This is a genomic window from Croceicoccus ponticola (assembly GCF_004004515.1).
Lineage (GTDB): Bacteria > Pseudomonadota > Alphaproteobacteria > Sphingomonadales > Sphingomonadaceae > Croceicoccus > Croceicoccus ponticola.
Window position 1 is genome coordinate 15,728 of sequence record NZ_RXOL01000007.1, and the last position, 15,446, is coordinate 31,173.

General features: G+C 63.7%; 16 protein-coding genes and 2 riboswitches. Of the genes, 13 read left to right on the forward strand and 3 right to left on the reverse strand.

Annotated elements, in window-relative coordinates:
• Window position 1 precedes the first annotated feature (1 nt).
• Entirely contained in the window at window positions 2-697 is a 696-nt protein-coding gene (locus EKN06_RS13025) for a sulfotransferase family protein (RefSeq protein WP_127613357.1), read from the reverse strand.
• A 279-nt stretch (window positions 698-976) separates the two neighbouring features.
• On the opposite strand from EKN06_RS13025, the gene EKN06_RS13030 reads away from it, so the two are divergent.
• The 3 genes from EKN06_RS13030 to EKN06_RS13040 are packed head-to-tail and all read left to right on the forward strand — an operon-like array spanning window position 977 to window position 3,817.
• Complete coding sequence (locus EKN06_RS13030) at window positions 977-2,071, forward strand: site-specific DNA-methyltransferase (protein ID WP_240654974.1); 1,095 nt, start codon at window positions 977-979, stop codon at window positions 2,069-2,071.
• 49 nt (window positions 2,072-2,120) lie between these two features.
• Complete coding sequence (gene folP / locus EKN06_RS13035) at window positions 2,121-3,263, forward strand: dihydropteroate synthase (RefSeq protein ID WP_127613359.1); 1,143 nt, start codon at window positions 2,121-2,123, stop codon at window positions 3,261-3,263.
• On the forward strand, window positions 3,260-3,817 hold the full coding sequence (locus EKN06_RS13040) for a DUF1643 domain-containing protein (protein ID WP_127613360.1): 558 nt from the start codon (window positions 3,260-3,262) through the stop codon (window positions 3,815-3,817). Before folP ends, EKN06_RS13040 begins: the two co-directional genes overlap by 4 nt.
• Here the strand turns inward: EKN06_RS13040 and EKN06_RS13045 are convergent.
• Window positions 3,807-4,574 carry an SDR family NAD(P)-dependent oxidoreductase gene (locus EKN06_RS13045; protein ID WP_127613361.1) on the reverse strand — a complete coding sequence of 256 codons (768 nt, stop codon included), beginning with the start codon at window positions 4,572-4,574 and terminating at the stop codon, window positions 3,807-3,809. The two genes, EKN06_RS13040 and EKN06_RS13045, sit on opposite strands and share 11 nt — an antisense overlap.
• A 51-nt stretch (window positions 4,575-4,625) precedes the next feature.
• On the reverse strand, window positions 4,626-6,041 hold the full coding sequence (locus EKN06_RS13050; RefSeq protein ID WP_127613362.1) for a sigma-54-dependent transcriptional regulator: 1,416 nt from the start codon (window positions 6,039-6,041) through the stop codon (window positions 4,626-4,628).
• A gap of 329 nt (window positions 6,042-6,370) precedes the next feature.
• Here EKN06_RS13050 and EKN06_RS13055 point away from each other — a divergent pair, with 329 nt between their 5' ends.
• The 10 genes from EKN06_RS13055 (at window position 6,371) to gcvH (ending at window position 15,444) form a co-directional block, all read left to right on the forward strand.
• A complete protein-coding gene (locus EKN06_RS13055) occupies window positions 6,371-6,493 on the forward strand; it encodes an aa3-type cytochrome c oxidase subunit IV (RefSeq protein ID WP_127613363.1) in 123 nt (40 codons plus the stop codon).
• Window positions 6,494-6,511: 18 nt separating this feature from the next.
• Window positions 6,512-7,651 carry an NAD(P) transhydrogenase subunit alpha gene (locus EKN06_RS13060; protein WP_240654946.1) on the forward strand — a complete coding sequence of 380 codons (1,140 nt, stop codon included), beginning with the start codon at window positions 6,512-6,514 and terminating at the stop codon, window positions 7,649-7,651.
• Window positions 7,652-7,662: 11 nt separating this feature from the next.
• Window positions 7,663-7,980: an NAD(P) transhydrogenase subunit alpha part 2 gene (locus EKN06_RS13065; RefSeq protein WP_127613364.1), complete on the forward strand. Its 318-nt coding sequence runs from the start codon at window positions 7,663-7,665 to the stop codon at window positions 7,978-7,980.
• On the forward strand, window positions 7,980-9,464 hold the full coding sequence (locus tag EKN06_RS13070; RefSeq protein ID WP_127613365.1) for an NAD(P)(+) transhydrogenase (Re/Si-specific) subunit beta: 1,485 nt from the start codon (window positions 7,980-7,982) through the stop codon (window positions 9,462-9,464). The genes EKN06_RS13065 and EKN06_RS13070 overlap by 1 nt, the downstream gene beginning before the upstream one ends.
• 151 nt (window positions 9,465-9,615) lie before the next feature.
• The gene (locus EKN06_RS13075; protein ID WP_127613366.1) at window positions 9,616-10,776 is read left to right on the forward strand and encodes a S8 family serine peptidase; all 1,161 of its coding nucleotides are present in this window, start codon (window positions 9,616-9,618) and stop codon (window positions 10,774-10,776) included.
• A gap of 108 nt (window positions 10,777-10,884) precedes the next feature.
• On the forward strand, window positions 10,885-11,580 hold the full coding sequence (locus tag EKN06_RS13080; protein WP_127613367.1) for an aspartate/glutamate racemase family protein: 696 nt from the start codon (window positions 10,885-10,887) through the stop codon (window positions 11,578-11,580).
• 43 nt (window positions 11,581-11,623) lie between these two features.
• On the forward strand, window positions 11,624-12,877 hold the full coding sequence (locus EKN06_RS13085) for a deoxyguanosinetriphosphate triphosphohydrolase (protein WP_127613368.1): 1,254 nt from the start codon (window positions 11,624-11,626) through the stop codon (window positions 12,875-12,877).
• A complete protein-coding gene (locus EKN06_RS13090) occupies window positions 12,870-13,598 on the forward strand; it encodes an NAD(P)H-binding protein (protein ID WP_127613369.1) in 729 nt (242 codons plus the stop codon). The genes EKN06_RS13085 and EKN06_RS13090 overlap by 8 nt, the downstream gene beginning before the upstream one ends.
• A 36-nt stretch (window positions 13,599-13,634) precedes the next feature.
• A riboswitch (glycine riboswitch) is annotated at window positions 13,635-13,744 on the forward strand.
• A riboswitch (glycine riboswitch) is annotated at window positions 13,745-13,862 on the forward strand.
• Window positions 13,863-13,914: 52 nt separating this feature from the next.
• On the forward strand, window positions 13,915-15,066 hold the full coding sequence (gene gcvT / locus EKN06_RS13095; RefSeq protein ID WP_127613370.1) for a glycine cleavage system aminomethyltransferase GcvT: 1,152 nt from the start codon (window positions 13,915-13,917) through the stop codon (window positions 15,064-15,066).
• 6 nt (window positions 15,067-15,072) lie between these two features.
• On the forward strand, window positions 15,073-15,444 hold the full coding sequence (gcvH, locus tag EKN06_RS13100) for a glycine cleavage system protein GcvH (protein WP_127613371.1): 372 nt from the start codon (window positions 15,073-15,075) through the stop codon (window positions 15,442-15,444).
• Window positions 15,445-15,446: the final 2 nt, after the last annotated feature.

A 15,446-nucleotide genomic window follows, 5' to 3' on the forward strand; every position in this document is an offset into this window, starting at 1 on the left:
GTCAGATGGCGAACGCCTTGGCCTTCAGCTCGGCGCAATAACTTTCGGCAAAGGCTTCCAGTTCGGCCGGATCGGACGGAAGCCCGCCGCGCTCGTCCGAAGCTGCGCCAAGTTCGTCGCGGCTGTTGACGCGGGGGAAGGGCTTGTCCGGCACTTCGGCGCCAAGAAAGCGGCAGAGCGGCTCCCATCCGTCGCGCGGGTGGAAGACCAGCAAACGTTCTGGCGGTAACGAAGCGATGACATCGGCGTTCCTGCGTTCGTACCAGTCGGTCATGAATGAACGATCACGCACCTTTCCGTCGAAGGCGGCGAAGATGGTGCCTTGCAAGAAACGTTCGCTGGGCGAACCCTTCAGCTTGTCCAACATGCGCGGTGCGAAGATCGTCTCGCTCACCGAATCGAACCAGCTGTCTGCGTCGCGCACGGTCAGCACCACTTTGGCGTCCGGGAAATGATCGGCCAGTTCGCGCCAGTAGGTACAGGCAGGATAGTCTGTGGTGGAACGATACCCTTCGAAAATCGCGCCCCAGTTTGGCGTGCCGTTCACCACGTCGAGCCACAACGGGATCGTCCGGCGCGCACCGCGAAATACCTCGACCATGTGATAGCAAGGCCCGAAACCGATTTCCTCGAGCGCGAACTTGGTCGAAAACGTGGCGTTACGGCCAAGGCCTGCGCCGATGACTTCCAGTGCCATCCACAATTCCCCAAAAGCTTTCCATGACCCCGTAGGCACCATGACTATTATGGACAGGTCGAGTCCTAAAAGCCACACCACACGATCTTGAGTCCGCGAAAGTGGTGTGGACTCAACATGATGTGGATGACTGTTGCGACACGGACTCACCAGCGCGGCCATTCCGACATCGGGTTTCCAATCCGCGCTTGACCCGGACTCAACGAAGACTCACCATAGGTTATCCACAGGGGGTCTAGAATGGCGACGGTGCTTCTCAACAAGCCTGAAAAGGCAAAAATGCACGCGACGAATGTGCGCGAAACGTTGCCGCTGGGGCAGATCCTGGACGGCGACTGCATCGCCGCGATGCGCTCCATCCCTGCGAAATCCATCGACATGATCTTCGCCGATCCGCCTTATAACCTGCAGCTGGGCGGTGATCTTTCGCGCCCCGACGGCAGCGCGGTCGACGCCGTGACCGACGATTGGGACAAGTTCGAAAGCTTTGCCACCTACGATGCCTTTACCAAGGGCTGGCTGGCCGAAGCGCGCCGCATCCTGAAACCGGGCGGTTCGATCTGGGTGATCGGTAGCTATCACAACATCTTTCGCGTCGGCACCGCGATGCAGGATGCCGGGTTCTGGATCCTGAACGACGTTATCTGGCGCAAGTCCAATCCCATGCCCAATTTCAAGGGCACCCGGTTCACCAATGCACATGAGACGCTGATCTGGGCGAGCATGGGGGAAAAGGCGAAATACACCTTCAACTATCGCGCGATGAAAACGCTGAACGATGAATTGCAGATGCGGTCCGACTGGGTGCTGCCGATCTGTTCGGGGGCCGAACGGTTGAAGAAGGGCGGTACGAAAGTGCACCCCACGCAAAAGCCCGAGGCGCTGCTTTATCGGGTCATGCTGGCGACGACAAACCCCGGCGACGTCGTGCTCGACCCCTTTTTCGGCACTGGCACGACCGGTGCTGTCGCAAAGCGTCTTGGCCGCGAATGGATCGGCTGCGAGCGTGAAAGCAATTACCGCGAGGCGGCGCTCGAACGGATCGAGATGGCGCTGCCGTTGGACGAATCGGCGTTGAAGACAATGCAGTCCAAACGTCAGGCCCCGCGCGTGGCGTTCGGCGCGCTGGTCGAAAACGGCTATGTCCCCGCGGGCACGACACTGTTCGACAAAAAGCGGCGGCATTCTGCGGAAGTGCGTGCCGACGGTTCGATCGTTGCGGGCAAGGAAGTCGGATCGATCCACGGCGTCGGCGCGGCGGTGCAGGGCGCGCCGTCCTGCAACGGCTGGACGTTCTGGCACGTGGATGGCGAAGGCGGGCTGACCCCGATCGACGCCGCGCGTCAGCTCTACCTGCTCGCGACAGAGGATTAAGCGCCGCTTCTTCATTGGCCTGACGCTTTTGCCCGGTTAAAGGGCAGCCATGCCGAAGCTTTATATCCAGCCGCTGACCTTCGCTCCATCGCCACAGGCGGTGGAGGGGCCGGACGACATGCCCGGCGCAATCCGGCTTGCGGGCACGATGTGTTATGCCCGCGATTTCGCGCTGATCGTTCGATCAAACGCGGGTGATGTGCAAAGCCGCCAGATCTTCGCCGCACCCGATGTCGCGGCGGCGCTGGCCCGACTGCCCGATCCCCTGATCGAGGATGGGGAGCGGCAGTGGTCGAACCTGCGCATGGCGCATCCAGCGCTTGAGCTTTCGTTTGCCGACGGGACGGGGCGCACGATCCGGTTGGACCAGCCGCAGGTGATGGGCATCCTGAACGTCACGCCCGACAGTTTTTCGGACGGCGGCACGTTCGACGATGACGTCGCCACGGCAGTCAGCCGCGGGGTCGACATGCTGGAGGCAGGCGCGGCGATCATCGACATCGGCGGCGAATCGACCCGGCCCGGCGCAACGACGATCTGGGAGGGCGACGAGATCCGCCGCGTTATCCCGGCGGTCGAACGGCTGGCCAACGGGGGCGCGGCGGTGTCGATCGACACCCGCAAGGCCGCCGTGATGGAGGCGGCGCTTGAGGCAGGGGCGCGGATCATCAACGATGTGTCGGGCCTGCAATACGATCCGCGCAGCGCGCAAGTGGCTGCGGATTCGGGCTGTCCGGTCATCATCATGCACGCACCGGGCAAGGGCGACGACCTGCACGCGGGGGCGAAATACCAGAACATCGCTCTCGATGTGTTCGACGCCTTGCGCGACCGGCGCGACGCGGCGCTGAAGGCGGGGGTGAAGCGCGACAACATCGTGCTCGATCCCGGCATCGGCTTCGGCAAGTCGGTGGCGGAAAACCTGGCCTTGATCAATGCCCTGCCGCTGTTCCACGCGCTGGGCCAGCCGCTGTTGCTGGGCGTCAGCCGCAAGCGATTCATCGGCGCGCTGTCGAACGAGGCTCCGGCCGACAGGCGGCTGGGCGGTTCGCTGGCGGTGGCGACGATGGCGCTGGACATGGGCGTACACATCCTGCGCGTTCACGATGCGGCGGAAACGGTGCAGGCGATGCGCGTGTGGCGTGGCCTTCGCGATGGGGCGCTGACAGACTTTTCCCAATTGGCACCATGATCGCGGCGGTAACTGCCATCGCCACATGGGCAGCAGCGCGCGAGCTCGATTTTCGGCATGACGAGACAAGCGGCCATGGCGCGGTATTCAGTCGCTGTGGGCGTTATCGTTACTTGTTGTGGCGGGATGCGGTTGACGGGGTAAATCGGCGCGAGATGCTGGCCATCGCCATGCTCAACCCATCGAAAGCGGACCATCTGGCGAACGATCCGACCATCGCGCGCTGCCACCGCTGGGCAACGGGCGCAGGTGACGCATTGCTGGTCTGGAACCTGTTCGCACTGCGCGAAACCGATCCGTCACGGCTGAAACGGCGGCGCGGGCCGGTGGGGCGGCATAACGACGATGCGATCCGACTGGCGCTGAACCTTGCGCCCACCACCGTCGCGGCGTGGGGCGTGCACGGCACCCACCGTGGTCGCGACGTCGAGGTTGCGACCCTATGCGGATCGCACGAACTGCGGTGTTACGGAGTGACGAAGTATGGCCATCCGCGCCACCCGCTTTACCTGAAGAACGAAACGATACCGCAGGTCTGGCCGATCAGACCCTGAGGCTGGCGCCACCGTCGCTGAGCAGAACCGTGCCGGTGATGTTGGCGGCAAGATCGGACAGCAAAAAGCCGATCGTGCCCGCGATCTCGCCTGTTTCGGGCACGCGTTTCAACAATGTGCCCTTGGCCAGTTCGCTCATCATCGCCGCGCGGGCATCGTCGCCGTGCAGGCCGCCGGTTATGTCCGATTTGTCCCAGATCGGCGTATCTACCGGGCCGGGTGCGACGGCATTGACGCGGATGCCCTGCCGCGCGCCTTCTGCCGCGGCGACGCGCATCAATTGGATGATGGCCGCCTTGCTGGTCGCATAAGCGGCGGTGCCGGGATAGGGCTTGGTGCCCGAAACCGAGCTCATCACCACGATGGACCCGCCATTATCGGCCATGGCCCGCATCGCGCAGGCAAGCCCGAGGAAGACGCCGTCGACGTTGACCGCCATGCATTTGCGCCATTCGGCCAGATCGGCCTCGACGATGGCCATGCCGCCGGGCGCGATGCCGGCGTTGAGCAGCGCGCAATCGATCGCACCGATATCGCGCAGGCCATCGGCCCACAGCGCTTCGTCGCTGACGTCGCCCGCGATGCGATCGACTTCGCAAGAAAACTCCGCTGCGCCCAGCCCTTCGCCGTCCATGTCGATCAGCACCAGCCGCGCGATTCCCCGCGCCTCAAGCCAGCGCGCGGCTGCCAGGCCGATGCCCGATGCGGCGCCGGTGATAAGCGCCGATTTGCCCGTGAAATCGAAATCCGTCGTCATGCACAGGCTGCTACCCGCGATGGGGCGCCCCTGTAAACACGCTGGCACGCGTCAGGCGGCGTTGTCGATGCCGAGGTCGCCGACCTTGCGATAAAGCGTGGAACGCCCGATGCCGAGCCGGCGTGCAACTTCGCTCATCCGGCCGCGATAGTGACCGATGGCCAGCCGGATGACATCCGACTCGATTTCCTCCAGCGTGCGAAGATGCCCATCGGGGCCGAACAGTGTCACTCCGCCGCCATGGTTAATGTTGGCTGCCGGCAAGGCATCGCCGACGAGGTCGAACAGCTGCGGGAAATCCTGCACCGTAAGCGCGTCGCGGTCGCAGAACACAGCAGCGCGGAACAGCACTGCCTGCAACTGCCGCAGGTTGCCCGGCCATTCGTATCCTTCGAGCAGGGCCAACGCCTCGTCCGTCACGCCAAGCCGCCTTAGGCCCGGCTGTTCGCCGATCAGGGCGAGGAAATGCCGCGCCAGCGGGGCGATGTCGCCATGCCTTTCGCGCAACGGGGGCAGGTGGATCGACGCGCCGGTAAACACCGAAGCCAGCGCCGGATCGAGCATGGCGTGACCGACCAGCAGCCCGTATTCTTCTGCCGCCGTGGCGATCACCCGCACGTCCAGCCGGAAGCTGTGGTTCGCGCCCATCGGTCGCGCTTCTCCGGTGGTGATCGTCTTGGCCAGACGTTGTTGCAGGGCAGGGGGCAGGCGTTCGATGTCGTCGATGAGCAAGGTGCCGCCGTCGGCATCCTGAAGGCAGCCGATCCGCCGGTCGAATGCACCGGGAAACGCGCCACGTTCGTGGCCATAAAGCGCCGATTCGAGATTGCCCGCCGACATGCCCGCGGTGTGGAGCACGACGACCGGGGCCTTTGCGCGCGGGCTGGCCGAACGCATCGCACGGCCGAGCAATTCCTTGCCGGTGCCCGGTTCGCCGGTAATCAGCACGGGCGTATGGCCCCGAGCGGATTTGGCGGCGCGGGCCATGGCATCGCGGAAATTGGACGCCGATCCGATCATCATGTCGAAATCGAGCGGCGCGTCGATCTTCTCCGACAGGGGCGCCAGTTCGTCGCGGCGCACGTCTGCATGAACCGAACTGTCCAGCGCATAGAGTACGCGTTCCGATGCGATCGGTTTCATCAGGTAATCGGTCGCACCGGCGCGCATCGCCTCCACCGCCATCAGGGGCGATGCGGACTGCGCCAGGAAGAGGATCGGCAGGCTGGGGGCCGCGGCGCGGATCTGCCCGATCAGCTGGCAACTGTCTTCGCGGGCCACCATGCTGTCGAGCAGGAGTGCCTGGGGCGATTCGGTTTCGTCGCTGGCGAGATAGGCCAGTGCCGTCGCGCTATCGGATTCGGCATGAGTGCGCCAACCCGCGCGTGCGGCCAGTGCGCCCACCAGCCGCACTTGCGCCGGGTCCCGATCCACCAGCAAGAGCAGACGCGGTTCGTCCTCGCCCATACATGCCCCCTAAGGCCGTCGCGCCAATCGCGAACAGCACACTGCAATTTCAATAAACGGCTATCGTAAATAATGCCTTTAGATCAGGTCCGAGCATGTTGCGTGATGCAGGATTGTTGCCTCGCTGCCACGTCGCCATCGACGACAGCAGGCGGTTTTTCGCGCATGCCGCCCCTTGGCCCGCCTGCCTTTAGTGTCAGTTTGGCAGGGCTTGTGCCTTTAACCCGGCGGCGATACAGCCGTGCGTCCGGCGGCAAGCTCCGCCTGACAGACAGGGACCGCCGCGATGCAAAACCGGCGGTGACAGCGAAGGGGATAATCGGACGACCATGGCTACCGAAAACAATATGAAGGCCGCCCGCTCGACCTACGAGAGCTTCATCCAGATGGCGAAATGGGGCACGATCGTTTGCGCGATCATTGCCGCAATCGTCGTCATGATCATCTCCTGAACCGGTTCGGATCGAACTGTGGGGGGAACTGAAGGGCCGATCATCGCGGTCGTGGCCGAACGTGCCGATGGCGAAACACGCGTCGCGGCAACACCGGAAACCGTCAAGAAGCTGACGAAGCTGGGCGCGCGGCTGCGTGTCGAAAGCGGCGCCGGCGTCAACGCGTCGATTTCCGATGCCGATTACGCCGATGCCGGGGCGCAAGTGGGCGAACCGGCCGCGATCATGAAGGACGCGGACTGGGTGCTGGGCGTTCGCGCGCCCGCTGTGCCCGATCTGGCCGGCGCGAAACCGGGTGCCAAGGTCGCTGCGATCTTCGATCCGTTCCGTTACCGGAGCACGGTCGACGATTACGCCGCCGCCGGGTTCGAAGCGCTGACCATGGACTTCATGCCGCGCATCACGCGCGCGCAGTCGATGGACGTGCTGTCGAGCCAGTCGAACCTTGCCGGGTACAAGGCGGTGCTGGTCGCCGCCAATACCTATGGCCGCGCATTCCCGATGATGATGACCGCGGCCGGTACGATTACCGCGGCCAAGGCGTTCATCATGGGCGTGGGCGTTGCGGGGCTTCAGGCCATCGCCACGGCTCGCCGGCTGGGCGCACAGGTTTCGGCGACCGACGTACGTTCGGCGACGCGCGAACAGATCCAGTCGCTGGGCGCCAAGCCGATCTTCGTCGAAAGCGTCGCGGGGATCGAAGGCGAAGGCAGCGGCGGTTACGCCACGGAAATGAGCGACGAATACAAAAAGGCGCAGGCCGAGCTTGTTTCAAGCCATATTGCCAAACAGGACATCGTGATCACCACCGCGCTGATCCCGGGCCGGCCCGCGCCGCGCCTGATCAGCGACGAACAGATCGCGTCGATGCGCCCCGGCTCGGTCATCTTCGACCTTGCCGTCGCACAGGGCGGCAACGTCGAGGGTTCGGTGCCCGATCAAGTGGTTGAAAAGCACGGCGTGAAGATCGTCGGCTATTCGAACACGCCCGCGCATCTTCCCGCAGACGCCTCGGCGCTGCTGGCACGCAACTTCTTCAACTTCCTTTCGGCGTTCTGGGACGCGGAAAAGAACGAAGTCGTGCTCGACGAGGAAATCGGCGACGCCATCCGCCTGACGCAGGGCGGCAAGGTCGTGAACGAACGGCTGTTGGGCTGAGGGGACGCCAAATGGACTTTATATCAATCCTGTCGATCTTCGTGATGGCCTGCTTCGTCGGCTATTACGTCGTATGGTCGGTTACACCCGCGCTGCACACGCCGCTGATGGCGGTGACCAACGCGATTTCCTCGGTCATCATCGTCGGCGCGCTGATCGCAGCCGCCGAAGCGGGTAGCCCCGCTGCCAAGTGGCTGGGCCTCATCGGAATCGTCTTCGCCAGCGTTAACATCTTCGGCGGCTTCGCGGTCACCGAGCGCATGCTCGCGATGTACAAGAAGAAGGAGCGTCCTGCTCCGGCCAAGGCTTCTGGGGTGGAGGGCAAGTGATGGGCTTTCTTTCCGCATTGGCCGTCGCCTACGAACAGGTCGACATCATCGAAGCTCCGCTCGAAGCCGCGACTCATGCGGTGAATCCGTGGGTCTCGCTGGCCTATCTTATCGCCGGCGTGTGCTTCATCTTTGCGCTGCGCGGGCTTTCCAGCCCGGCAACTTCGCGCAAGGGCAACCGTTACGGCATGATCGGCATGACCATCGCGGTCGTGACGACCCTGCTGACCCACGACATCGCCAGCCTGCCTGAAATCATGATCGCGATCGCGATTGGCGGCGGCATCGGGTTCGTCATCGCGCGCAAGATCGCGATGACCGACATGCCGCAGCTCGTCGCCGCTTTCCACAGCCTTGTCGGCATGGCTGCGGTGCTGGTCGGCTGGGCGGCCTATCTCAATCCGGGCGCCTTCGGCATCCTGAACGAGTTCGGCACCATCAGCGCGGTCAGCCGGGTCGAAATGGGTCTTGGCATCGCCATTGGCTCGATCACCTTCTCCGGCTCGGTCATCGCCTTCCTGAAACTGGCCGGCAAGATGAGCGGTGCGCCGATCATGCTGCCGGGTCGGCATGTCATCAATCTGGGCACTTTGGCCGCGATCGTCCTGTTGACTGCGTATTTCACGCAGGACCAGTCGTTCTGGATCATCGCGACGATCACTGCGTTGGCGTTCATCATCGGCTTCCTGCTGATCATCCCCATCGGCGGCGCGGACATGCCGGTCGTCGTCTCGATGCTCAATTCCTATTCGGGCTGGGCTGCGGCGGCGATGGGCTTCACGCTGCACAACACGGCGATGATCATCACCGGCGCGCTGGTCGGCGCATCGGGTGCGATCCTGTCGTACATCATGTGCAAGGCGATGAACCGTTCCTTCATTTCGGTCATCGCTGGCGGCTTCGGCGGCGATGCTGGCGGTGGCGGCGGTGCCGGCGCGGCGGCGAGCGATCGTCCGTGGAAGCGCGGCAGCGCCGAGGACGCGGCCTTCATGATGGGCCAGGCCGAACAGGTCATCATCATCCCGGGCTACGGCATGGCGGTGGCGCAGGCCCAGCACGTGCTGCGCGAGATGACCGACCTGCTGAAGGCCAAGGGCGTCAACGTGAAGTTCGCGATCCACCCGGTCGCGGGCCGCATGCCGGGGCACATGAACGTGCTGTTGGCCGAAGCGAACGTGCCCTACGACGAAGTCTTCGAGCTTGAAGACATCAACGGCGAATTCGCGCAGACCGATGTTGCGTTCATCATCGGCGCCAACGACGTCGTGAACCCTGCGGCAAAGACTGACAAGTCCAGCCCGATCTACGGCATGCCCGTGTTCGACGTGGACAAGGCCAAGCAGGTCTTCTTCATCAAGCGCAGCATGGGCGGCGTGGGTTACGCAGGCGTCGACAACGACGTCTTCTACATGGACCAGACGATGATGCTGCTCGCCGACGCCAAGAAGATGGTCGAAGAGATCAACAAGGCGCTCGCCGACTGATCACATCCAGCCGGCGAACGGACCATCCTACCGGGTGGACCGTTCGCCGGCTGGTTTCAAAAGATGCTAAATGGCGTTGCGCCCTGCGTTCAAGGGCGTAGTCTTCCGCAGTTGCCTCGGGATCGGGGGATTGTCAGGGAGACAAAGGGTCATGTTTAAAACCGGACTGATCGTAGCCGCGCTCGCCAGCGCCAGCACCATTGCCATGCCGGCAGCCGCGCAGGGCAGATCCGGCGACAAGATCGAAAACCAGTACATCTGCTTTTTCCATCCCGCCGCTGTGCCCAAGGGACTGGCCCGCGTCGCAGCAGAAGGGGCAGCACGCCCCAATGGCGGACGCGTGATGCACGTTTATACAACGGCGGCGCGCGGATTTTCGGTCTACGCCTCCGAACGCGGTGTGCAGCAGATGCAGGCGAGAAACCCCGGCATCGCAAGTTGCAAGGCAGACCGCGTCGTGACGCTCGCTCCCCCTCCGGGCAAGGGCCCCGGCGGCAGCCCCACGCCTTCGCCGACGCCCTCCGAAGTCCGCTGGGACATTACCCGCGTGAATGGCGGCACGACAACCAGCAGCAAGACTGCGTGGGTCATCGACACCGGGATCGATCTCGATCACCCCGATCTCAACGTCGACCGCGCGCGCAGCGTCGACCTCGTTTCGCGCGGGAAAGATAACGGCGGCAACGACGAAAACGGCCACGGCACCCATGTCGCGGGCACCATCGCTGCAAAGAAGAATAACGTCGGCATGGCTGGCGTGGCGCCGGGATCGAAAGTTGTCGCCGTTCGGGTTCTCGATCGCAACGGCAGCGGATCATGGTCCGACGTGCTGGCGGGGATCGACTATGTCGCGATCAATGCGGCCGACGATGACGTCGCGAACATGAGCCTTGGCGGCGGAGCCGATGCCGACATCGACAATGCGGTCTACAATGCATCCATGGGCATTTCCGCGGACGGGGCCGACCTCGGCAAGAATATCTTCTTCGCGCTTGCTGCCGGCAACGATAGCGACAATGCGAACAACCATTCGCCCGCGCGCGCGGAAGGGCCCTATATCTATACGATCAGCGCGATCGGAGAGGGCGACACTTGGGCCTACTTCTCCAACTATGGCAACCCGCCGATCGATTTCGCCGAGCCGGGCTTTTACATTTATTCGACTTACAAGGATGGGGGCTACGCGACGTTGAGCGGCACTTCGATGGCCGCCCCGCACGCGGCGGGCATCCTGATGCTGGGCGCGATCCGTTCGGGCGGTACGGTCGCCGACGATCCGGATGCCACCAAGGATACGATCGGCATTCACTGACCATTAGTTCTTCGTGAACGATGAAAGGAGCGGCACGTCGCTGGACGCGCCGCTCTTTTTTTACCTAAGGTGGCCAGACGGGCCAGAACTCATGAGGGATTCGGGAATTTGCGCAAACTTGGGCTGATCGGTGGAATGAGCTGGGTTTCCACCCGCGGCTATTACGAAGATATCAACCGCATCGTGCAAAAGGCGAAGGGCCCGCAATCGTCGGCGCCGTTGATGATCGAAAGCCTCGACTTCGCGCCGCTCTATCGGCTTTCCACGCGCGAGGAATGGGAGCAGGCCGCCGACACGCTGGCCGCTTCGGCCAGGCGGCTTGAAGCTGGCGGGGCGCAGGCGCTGGTGATCGCGGCGAATTCGATGCACTGTATCTACGACCGGTTGGTCGATGCGGTGTCGATCCCGATCCTGCACATCGCCGATTGCGTTGCCGACGCGATGATCGCCGAAGGGGCGAACAAGGCGGCGATCCTGGGTACGCGTAGCGTGATGATGGAGGAATTCTATCGCCGCCGGCTCTTGTCCCGCGACATCGAACTGCTTCCGCCCGAGATGGAGACGGTCGAAACGATCGACCGCATCATCTACGAAGAAGTGATGCTGGGCAAAGTCCGACGGCAGAGCGAGCGCGAATTGCGCACGATCATCACCAACCTCGAAAAGGACGGAGCAGAGGCGATCGTGCTGGCTTGTACCGAGCTGAACCTGATCGTCCATACCGAAGCGAACGTCCTGCCGATCTTCGACGGGGCGGAAATCCACGCGGTCGCTGCGGCGCACTGGATTCTCGGCGACGACTGATCCCCACTTCAAACACGGGTCGGTTTCTGGCAGGGGCGCGCGGATGGACACGACAGGCGCAGCCTTGAACCCCACCGGCGAACACGGACCCGGTCATGGCCAACCCGTCCCGGCGGCATCGGGTGCACGAGCGCCCTATGCATCCGATCCGGCGCTTACCCGTGGCCGCGAATTCGGCGAGCCGGGTGGTGGCGTCCGCGGGCCACGCAGCGCGTTTCAGCGCGACCGGGACCGGGTTATCCATTCGATCGCGTTTCGCCGGATGAAGCACAAGGCACAGGTGTTCGTCGCACCCTATGGCGATCATTATCGCACCCGGCTGACCCACAGCCTTGAAGTGGCGCAAGTCGGCCGTGTCATCGCGCGCTCGCTCGGGCTGGACGAGGATCTGACCGAAGCCCTGTGCCTTGCCCACGACATCGGCCACGCCCCGTTCGGCCATGCCGGGGAGGATGCGCTTGCCAGTGCGCTGGCGGACCATGGCGGCTTCGATCACAATGCCCACACCCTGCGCGTGCTGATGCGGCTGGAAAGTCCCTATTGCACGCACGACGGGCTGAACCTGTCGTGGGAAATGCTCGAAGGGCTGGCCAAGCATAACGGCCCGGTTTCCACCGAGCGGCCATTGCCCTGGGCTCTGGCGGAACTGGACCGCGCGTTCCCGTTCGACCTGACCCGCTGGCCCAGCCTGGAGGCGCAGGTCGCGGCGGTTGCCGATGACATCGCATACGACAACCACGATATCGAAGACGGCCTTCGTGCAGGTTTCATCGACCTCGACCAGTTGCTGGCGATCGATTTCATAGCTGATCAGTGGCGCGCGATCGAACGCCGGTTTCCCGGCACGGCGCAAGACCGGCTGCAGCGCGAGCTGGTGCGCGGACAGATCGGCTGGATGGTCAACGATGTCATTGCCGAAACGCGCGGTCGGATCGCCAGCGAAGGGATCGTCAACGCGATGGACGTGCGGCAGGCGGGCAAGCCGCTGTCCGGTTTTTCGCGCGGAGTGAGCGAGGCGGAACGGCGGCTCAAGCGGTTCATGTACGATAACGTATATTACCACCCGCAGCAGAAGCGGACCGCGGAACTTGCGGTCGATCTGTTGCAGCGGCTGCACGAAGCCTATGCCGCCGATCCGGCCCTGCTGCCCGCCGATTGGCAGGCGGCCTTGCCCGAAAGCCAGCCGGGCCGCGCGCGCCACATCGCCGATTTCATCGCGGGGATGACCGACCGTTACGCCATCCGGCAGTACACCGCGATCTTCGGTCCCCCGCCCGAGGAACTGAGCAATGTCTGAGGCAAAAACCCAGCGCATGGTGCTGATCGGCGCGACCGGACTTGTCGGCATGAGCCTGATCGCACAAGGGCGCGATTTCCCGCATGTGCGCCTGACCGCGCTGGCCCGCAGGGAAGCGCCGCTGCCCGATGGCGCGCGGATGGAAATGATCATCGCCGATCCCGCCAATTGGCCGGGGGCCATCGCCGACATGAAGCCCGACGTGCTGGCCTGCGCGCTGGGCACCACATGGCAAAAGGCGGGCAAGGACGAACAGGCGTTCCGGGCGGTCGATTACGGTCTCGTTCTGCAATGCGCCAAGGCGGCGGCGCATGCGGGCACGCGCCAGATGGTGACGATCAGCTCGGTCGGCGCGGACCCGCATGCAAAATCGTTTTACCTGCGCGTTAAGGGCGAGCTGGAAGAGGCGATCAAGAAGCTCGACTTCCAGCGGGTCGATATCCTGCGCCCCGGCCTGTTGCGCGGGCATCGCGGAGATGACCGCCGGACGGCCGAACGCCTCGCCATCGCGGCCAGCCCGCTGCTCGACGTTGTGCTTCACGGTCAGTACCGGCGATTTCGATCGATCGGGGCAGACGACGTCGCGCGGGCGATGCTGGCCCTGGCGGGGGCAAAATCGGATGGGCGTTTCCTGCATGACAATGACGGAATCCATCGCGCGCCGGTAATGGCTCGTGCCCAACGCGGGATTTTCCCCGTCGCATCGTCGCTCTCCGATTGACTTGGCCGACGCGCGCGGACACAGGTTCGGCACGTCGCTGACCGCGCGGGAGAGTGTTCGTGATTCGGCCCATCGGGCTGAAAAGCGGACCGCCGAAGGAGCAACCGCCCCGGAATCTCTCAGGCACAATGGACCGTGCCGGTCGATAGCGACACTCTGGAAAGCGTGCCTGGCCGTAATCGCGGCGGCACCACCGAAGGGGTAACTTCGCACCTTTGACGGCGCGGGGGAAAGCTCTCAGGTTTCCGTGACAGAGGGGGCCGGTGGGTTGCACGTTCGCGGCCCGCGAGGCCGACTTTTGACGACGGAGCCAGTGTTGACCGATACCGAGAACGAAGTAGCCGAAACTTTCGAAGAGCCGGCCATCGAAAAGCTGCCGCTCGATGCATGGCATCGCGCTCACGGCGCACGCATGGTGCCGTTCGCGGGCTATGAAATGCCCATCCAATACGCGGGCCCGCTTGGGGGCATCATCGCCGAGCATAACTGGACACGTGAAAGCGCGGGCCTGTTCGACGTGTCGCATATGGGACAGATCTCGGTGTCGGGTGACGGCGTTGCCGAAGCGCTGGAGGCGTTGATGCCCGGCGATTTTTCGGCGCTGAAGCCGGGCCGGATGCGTTATTCGATGCTGCTCGACGAACATGGCGGCATCCTTGACGACTTGATGGTGACGAATGCGGGGGATCGCTTCGTGCTGGTCGTGAACGGCGCGACGAAGTGGGAAGACATCGGTCACTTGCGCGAATACCTGCCCGACGAAATCACGCTCAATTATCACGATGAACAGGCGCTATTGGCGCTGCAGGGGCCAAAGTCGGCGGATGCGCTGGGCAGGCTCGTGCCCGCAGTGCAGGAACTCGTCTTCATGCAGGGCACCGAAGCCATGTGGGGCGACGTCCCGCTCTACATCACTCGCAGCGGCTATACCGGAGAGGATGGGTTCGAAATTTCCGTCCCCGCCGAAAGCGCGACCGCGCTGGCCGACGCGCTGGTCGCGATGGACGAAGTGAAGCCGATCGGGCTTGGCGCCCGCGATTCGCTGCGGCTGGAAGCGGGCCTGCCGCTTTATGGCCACGACATCTCCGAAGACACCGACCCTGTCAGCGCCTATCTCGCCTTTGCGATATCGAAGAAACGGCGCGAAGATGGCGGCTTTCCGGCGGCGGACACGATCCTGACAAGGCTGGCCAACGGGCCGGACACCCGACGTATCGGCCTGATGATCGAAGGCCGCATGGCCGCGCGCGAAGGCGCCGCCATCTTTGCGGGCAACGAACAGGTCGGCCAAGTCACCAGCGGCGGCTTTGCGCCGACCATCGGCGCACCCATCGCGATGGGCTATGTCGAAAGCGAACACGCAGCCACCGGCACCCGGCTGGCCATCGAAGTGCGCGGCAAGATGCTGGCCGCGACCGTAATCGACATGCCCTTCGTTCCCCACCGTTACCACCGCAAGAAGGCCTGAAGCCCCATGACCACCTATTTCACCAAGGACCACGAATGGATTTCGGTCGACGGCCCGATGGGCACGGTCGGCATCACCGATTACGCGCAGGAACAGCTGGGCGACATTACCTTCGTCGAGCTTCCGGGCGAGGGCGACAAGGTCGGCAAGGGCGATTCGGTGTCGGTCGTCGATTCGGTGAAGGCTGCGTCGGACGTTTACACCCCGGTGTCGGGCGAGGTGCGCGAAGCGAACGCCGCGCTCAACGACGAACCGGAACTGGTTAATACGAAGCCCGAAAGCGATGGCTGGTTGTTCAAGGTGCTTCTGTCGGACGCGTCGGAACTCGACGGCCTGATGGACGAAGCAGCGTACAAGGCATACGTCGACAGCCTCTGACG

Excerpts from the sequence above, each read along its gene's own strand:
- EKN06_RS13025 (WP_127613357.1), bottom strand. The coding sequence starts at position 697 with ATGGCACTGGAAGTCATCGGCGCAGGCCTTGGCCGTAACGCCACGTTT.
- EKN06_RS13075 (WP_127613366.1), top strand. The coding sequence starts at position 9,616 with ATGTTTAAAACCGGACTGATCGTAGCCGCGCTCGCCAGCGCCAGCACC.
- EKN06_RS13045 (WP_127613361.1), bottom strand. The coding sequence starts at position 4,574 with ATGACGACGGATTTCGATTTCACGGGCAAATCGGCGCTTATCACCGGC.
- EKN06_RS13090 (WP_127613369.1), top strand. The coding sequence starts at position 12,870 with ATGTCTGAGGCAAAAACCCAGCGCATGGTGCTGATCGGCGCGACCGGA.
- EKN06_RS13085 (WP_127613368.1), top strand. The coding sequence starts at position 11,624 with ATGGACACGACAGGCGCAGCCTTGAACCCCACCGGCGAACACGGACCC.
- EKN06_RS13050 (WP_127613362.1), bottom strand. The coding sequence starts at position 6,041 with ATGGGCGAGGACGAACCGCGTCTGCTCTTGCTGGTGGATCGGGACCCG.
- EKN06_RS13030 (WP_240654974.1), top strand. The coding sequence starts at position 977 with ATGCACGCGACGAATGTGCGCGAAACGTTGCCGCTGGGGCAGATCCTG.
- EKN06_RS13055 (WP_127613363.1), top strand. The coding sequence starts at position 6,371 with ATGGCTACCGAAAACAATATGAAGGCCGCCCGCTCGACCTACGAGAGC.
- folP (WP_127613359.1), top strand. The coding sequence starts at position 2,121 with ATGCCGAAGCTTTATATCCAGCCGCTGACCTTCGCTCCATCGCCACAG.
- EKN06_RS13040 (WP_127613360.1), top strand. The coding sequence starts at position 3,260 with ATGATCGCGGCGGTAACTGCCATCGCCACATGGGCAGCAGCGCGCGAG.
- EKN06_RS13065 (WP_127613364.1), top strand. The coding sequence starts at position 7,663 with ATGGACTTTATATCAATCCTGTCGATCTTCGTGATGGCCTGCTTCGTC.
- gcvH (WP_127613371.1), top strand. The coding sequence starts at position 15,073 with ATGACCACCTATTTCACCAAGGACCACGAATGGATTTCGGTCGACGGC.
- EKN06_RS13070 (WP_127613365.1), top strand. The coding sequence starts at position 7,980 with ATGGGCTTTCTTTCCGCATTGGCCGTCGCCTACGAACAGGTCGACATC.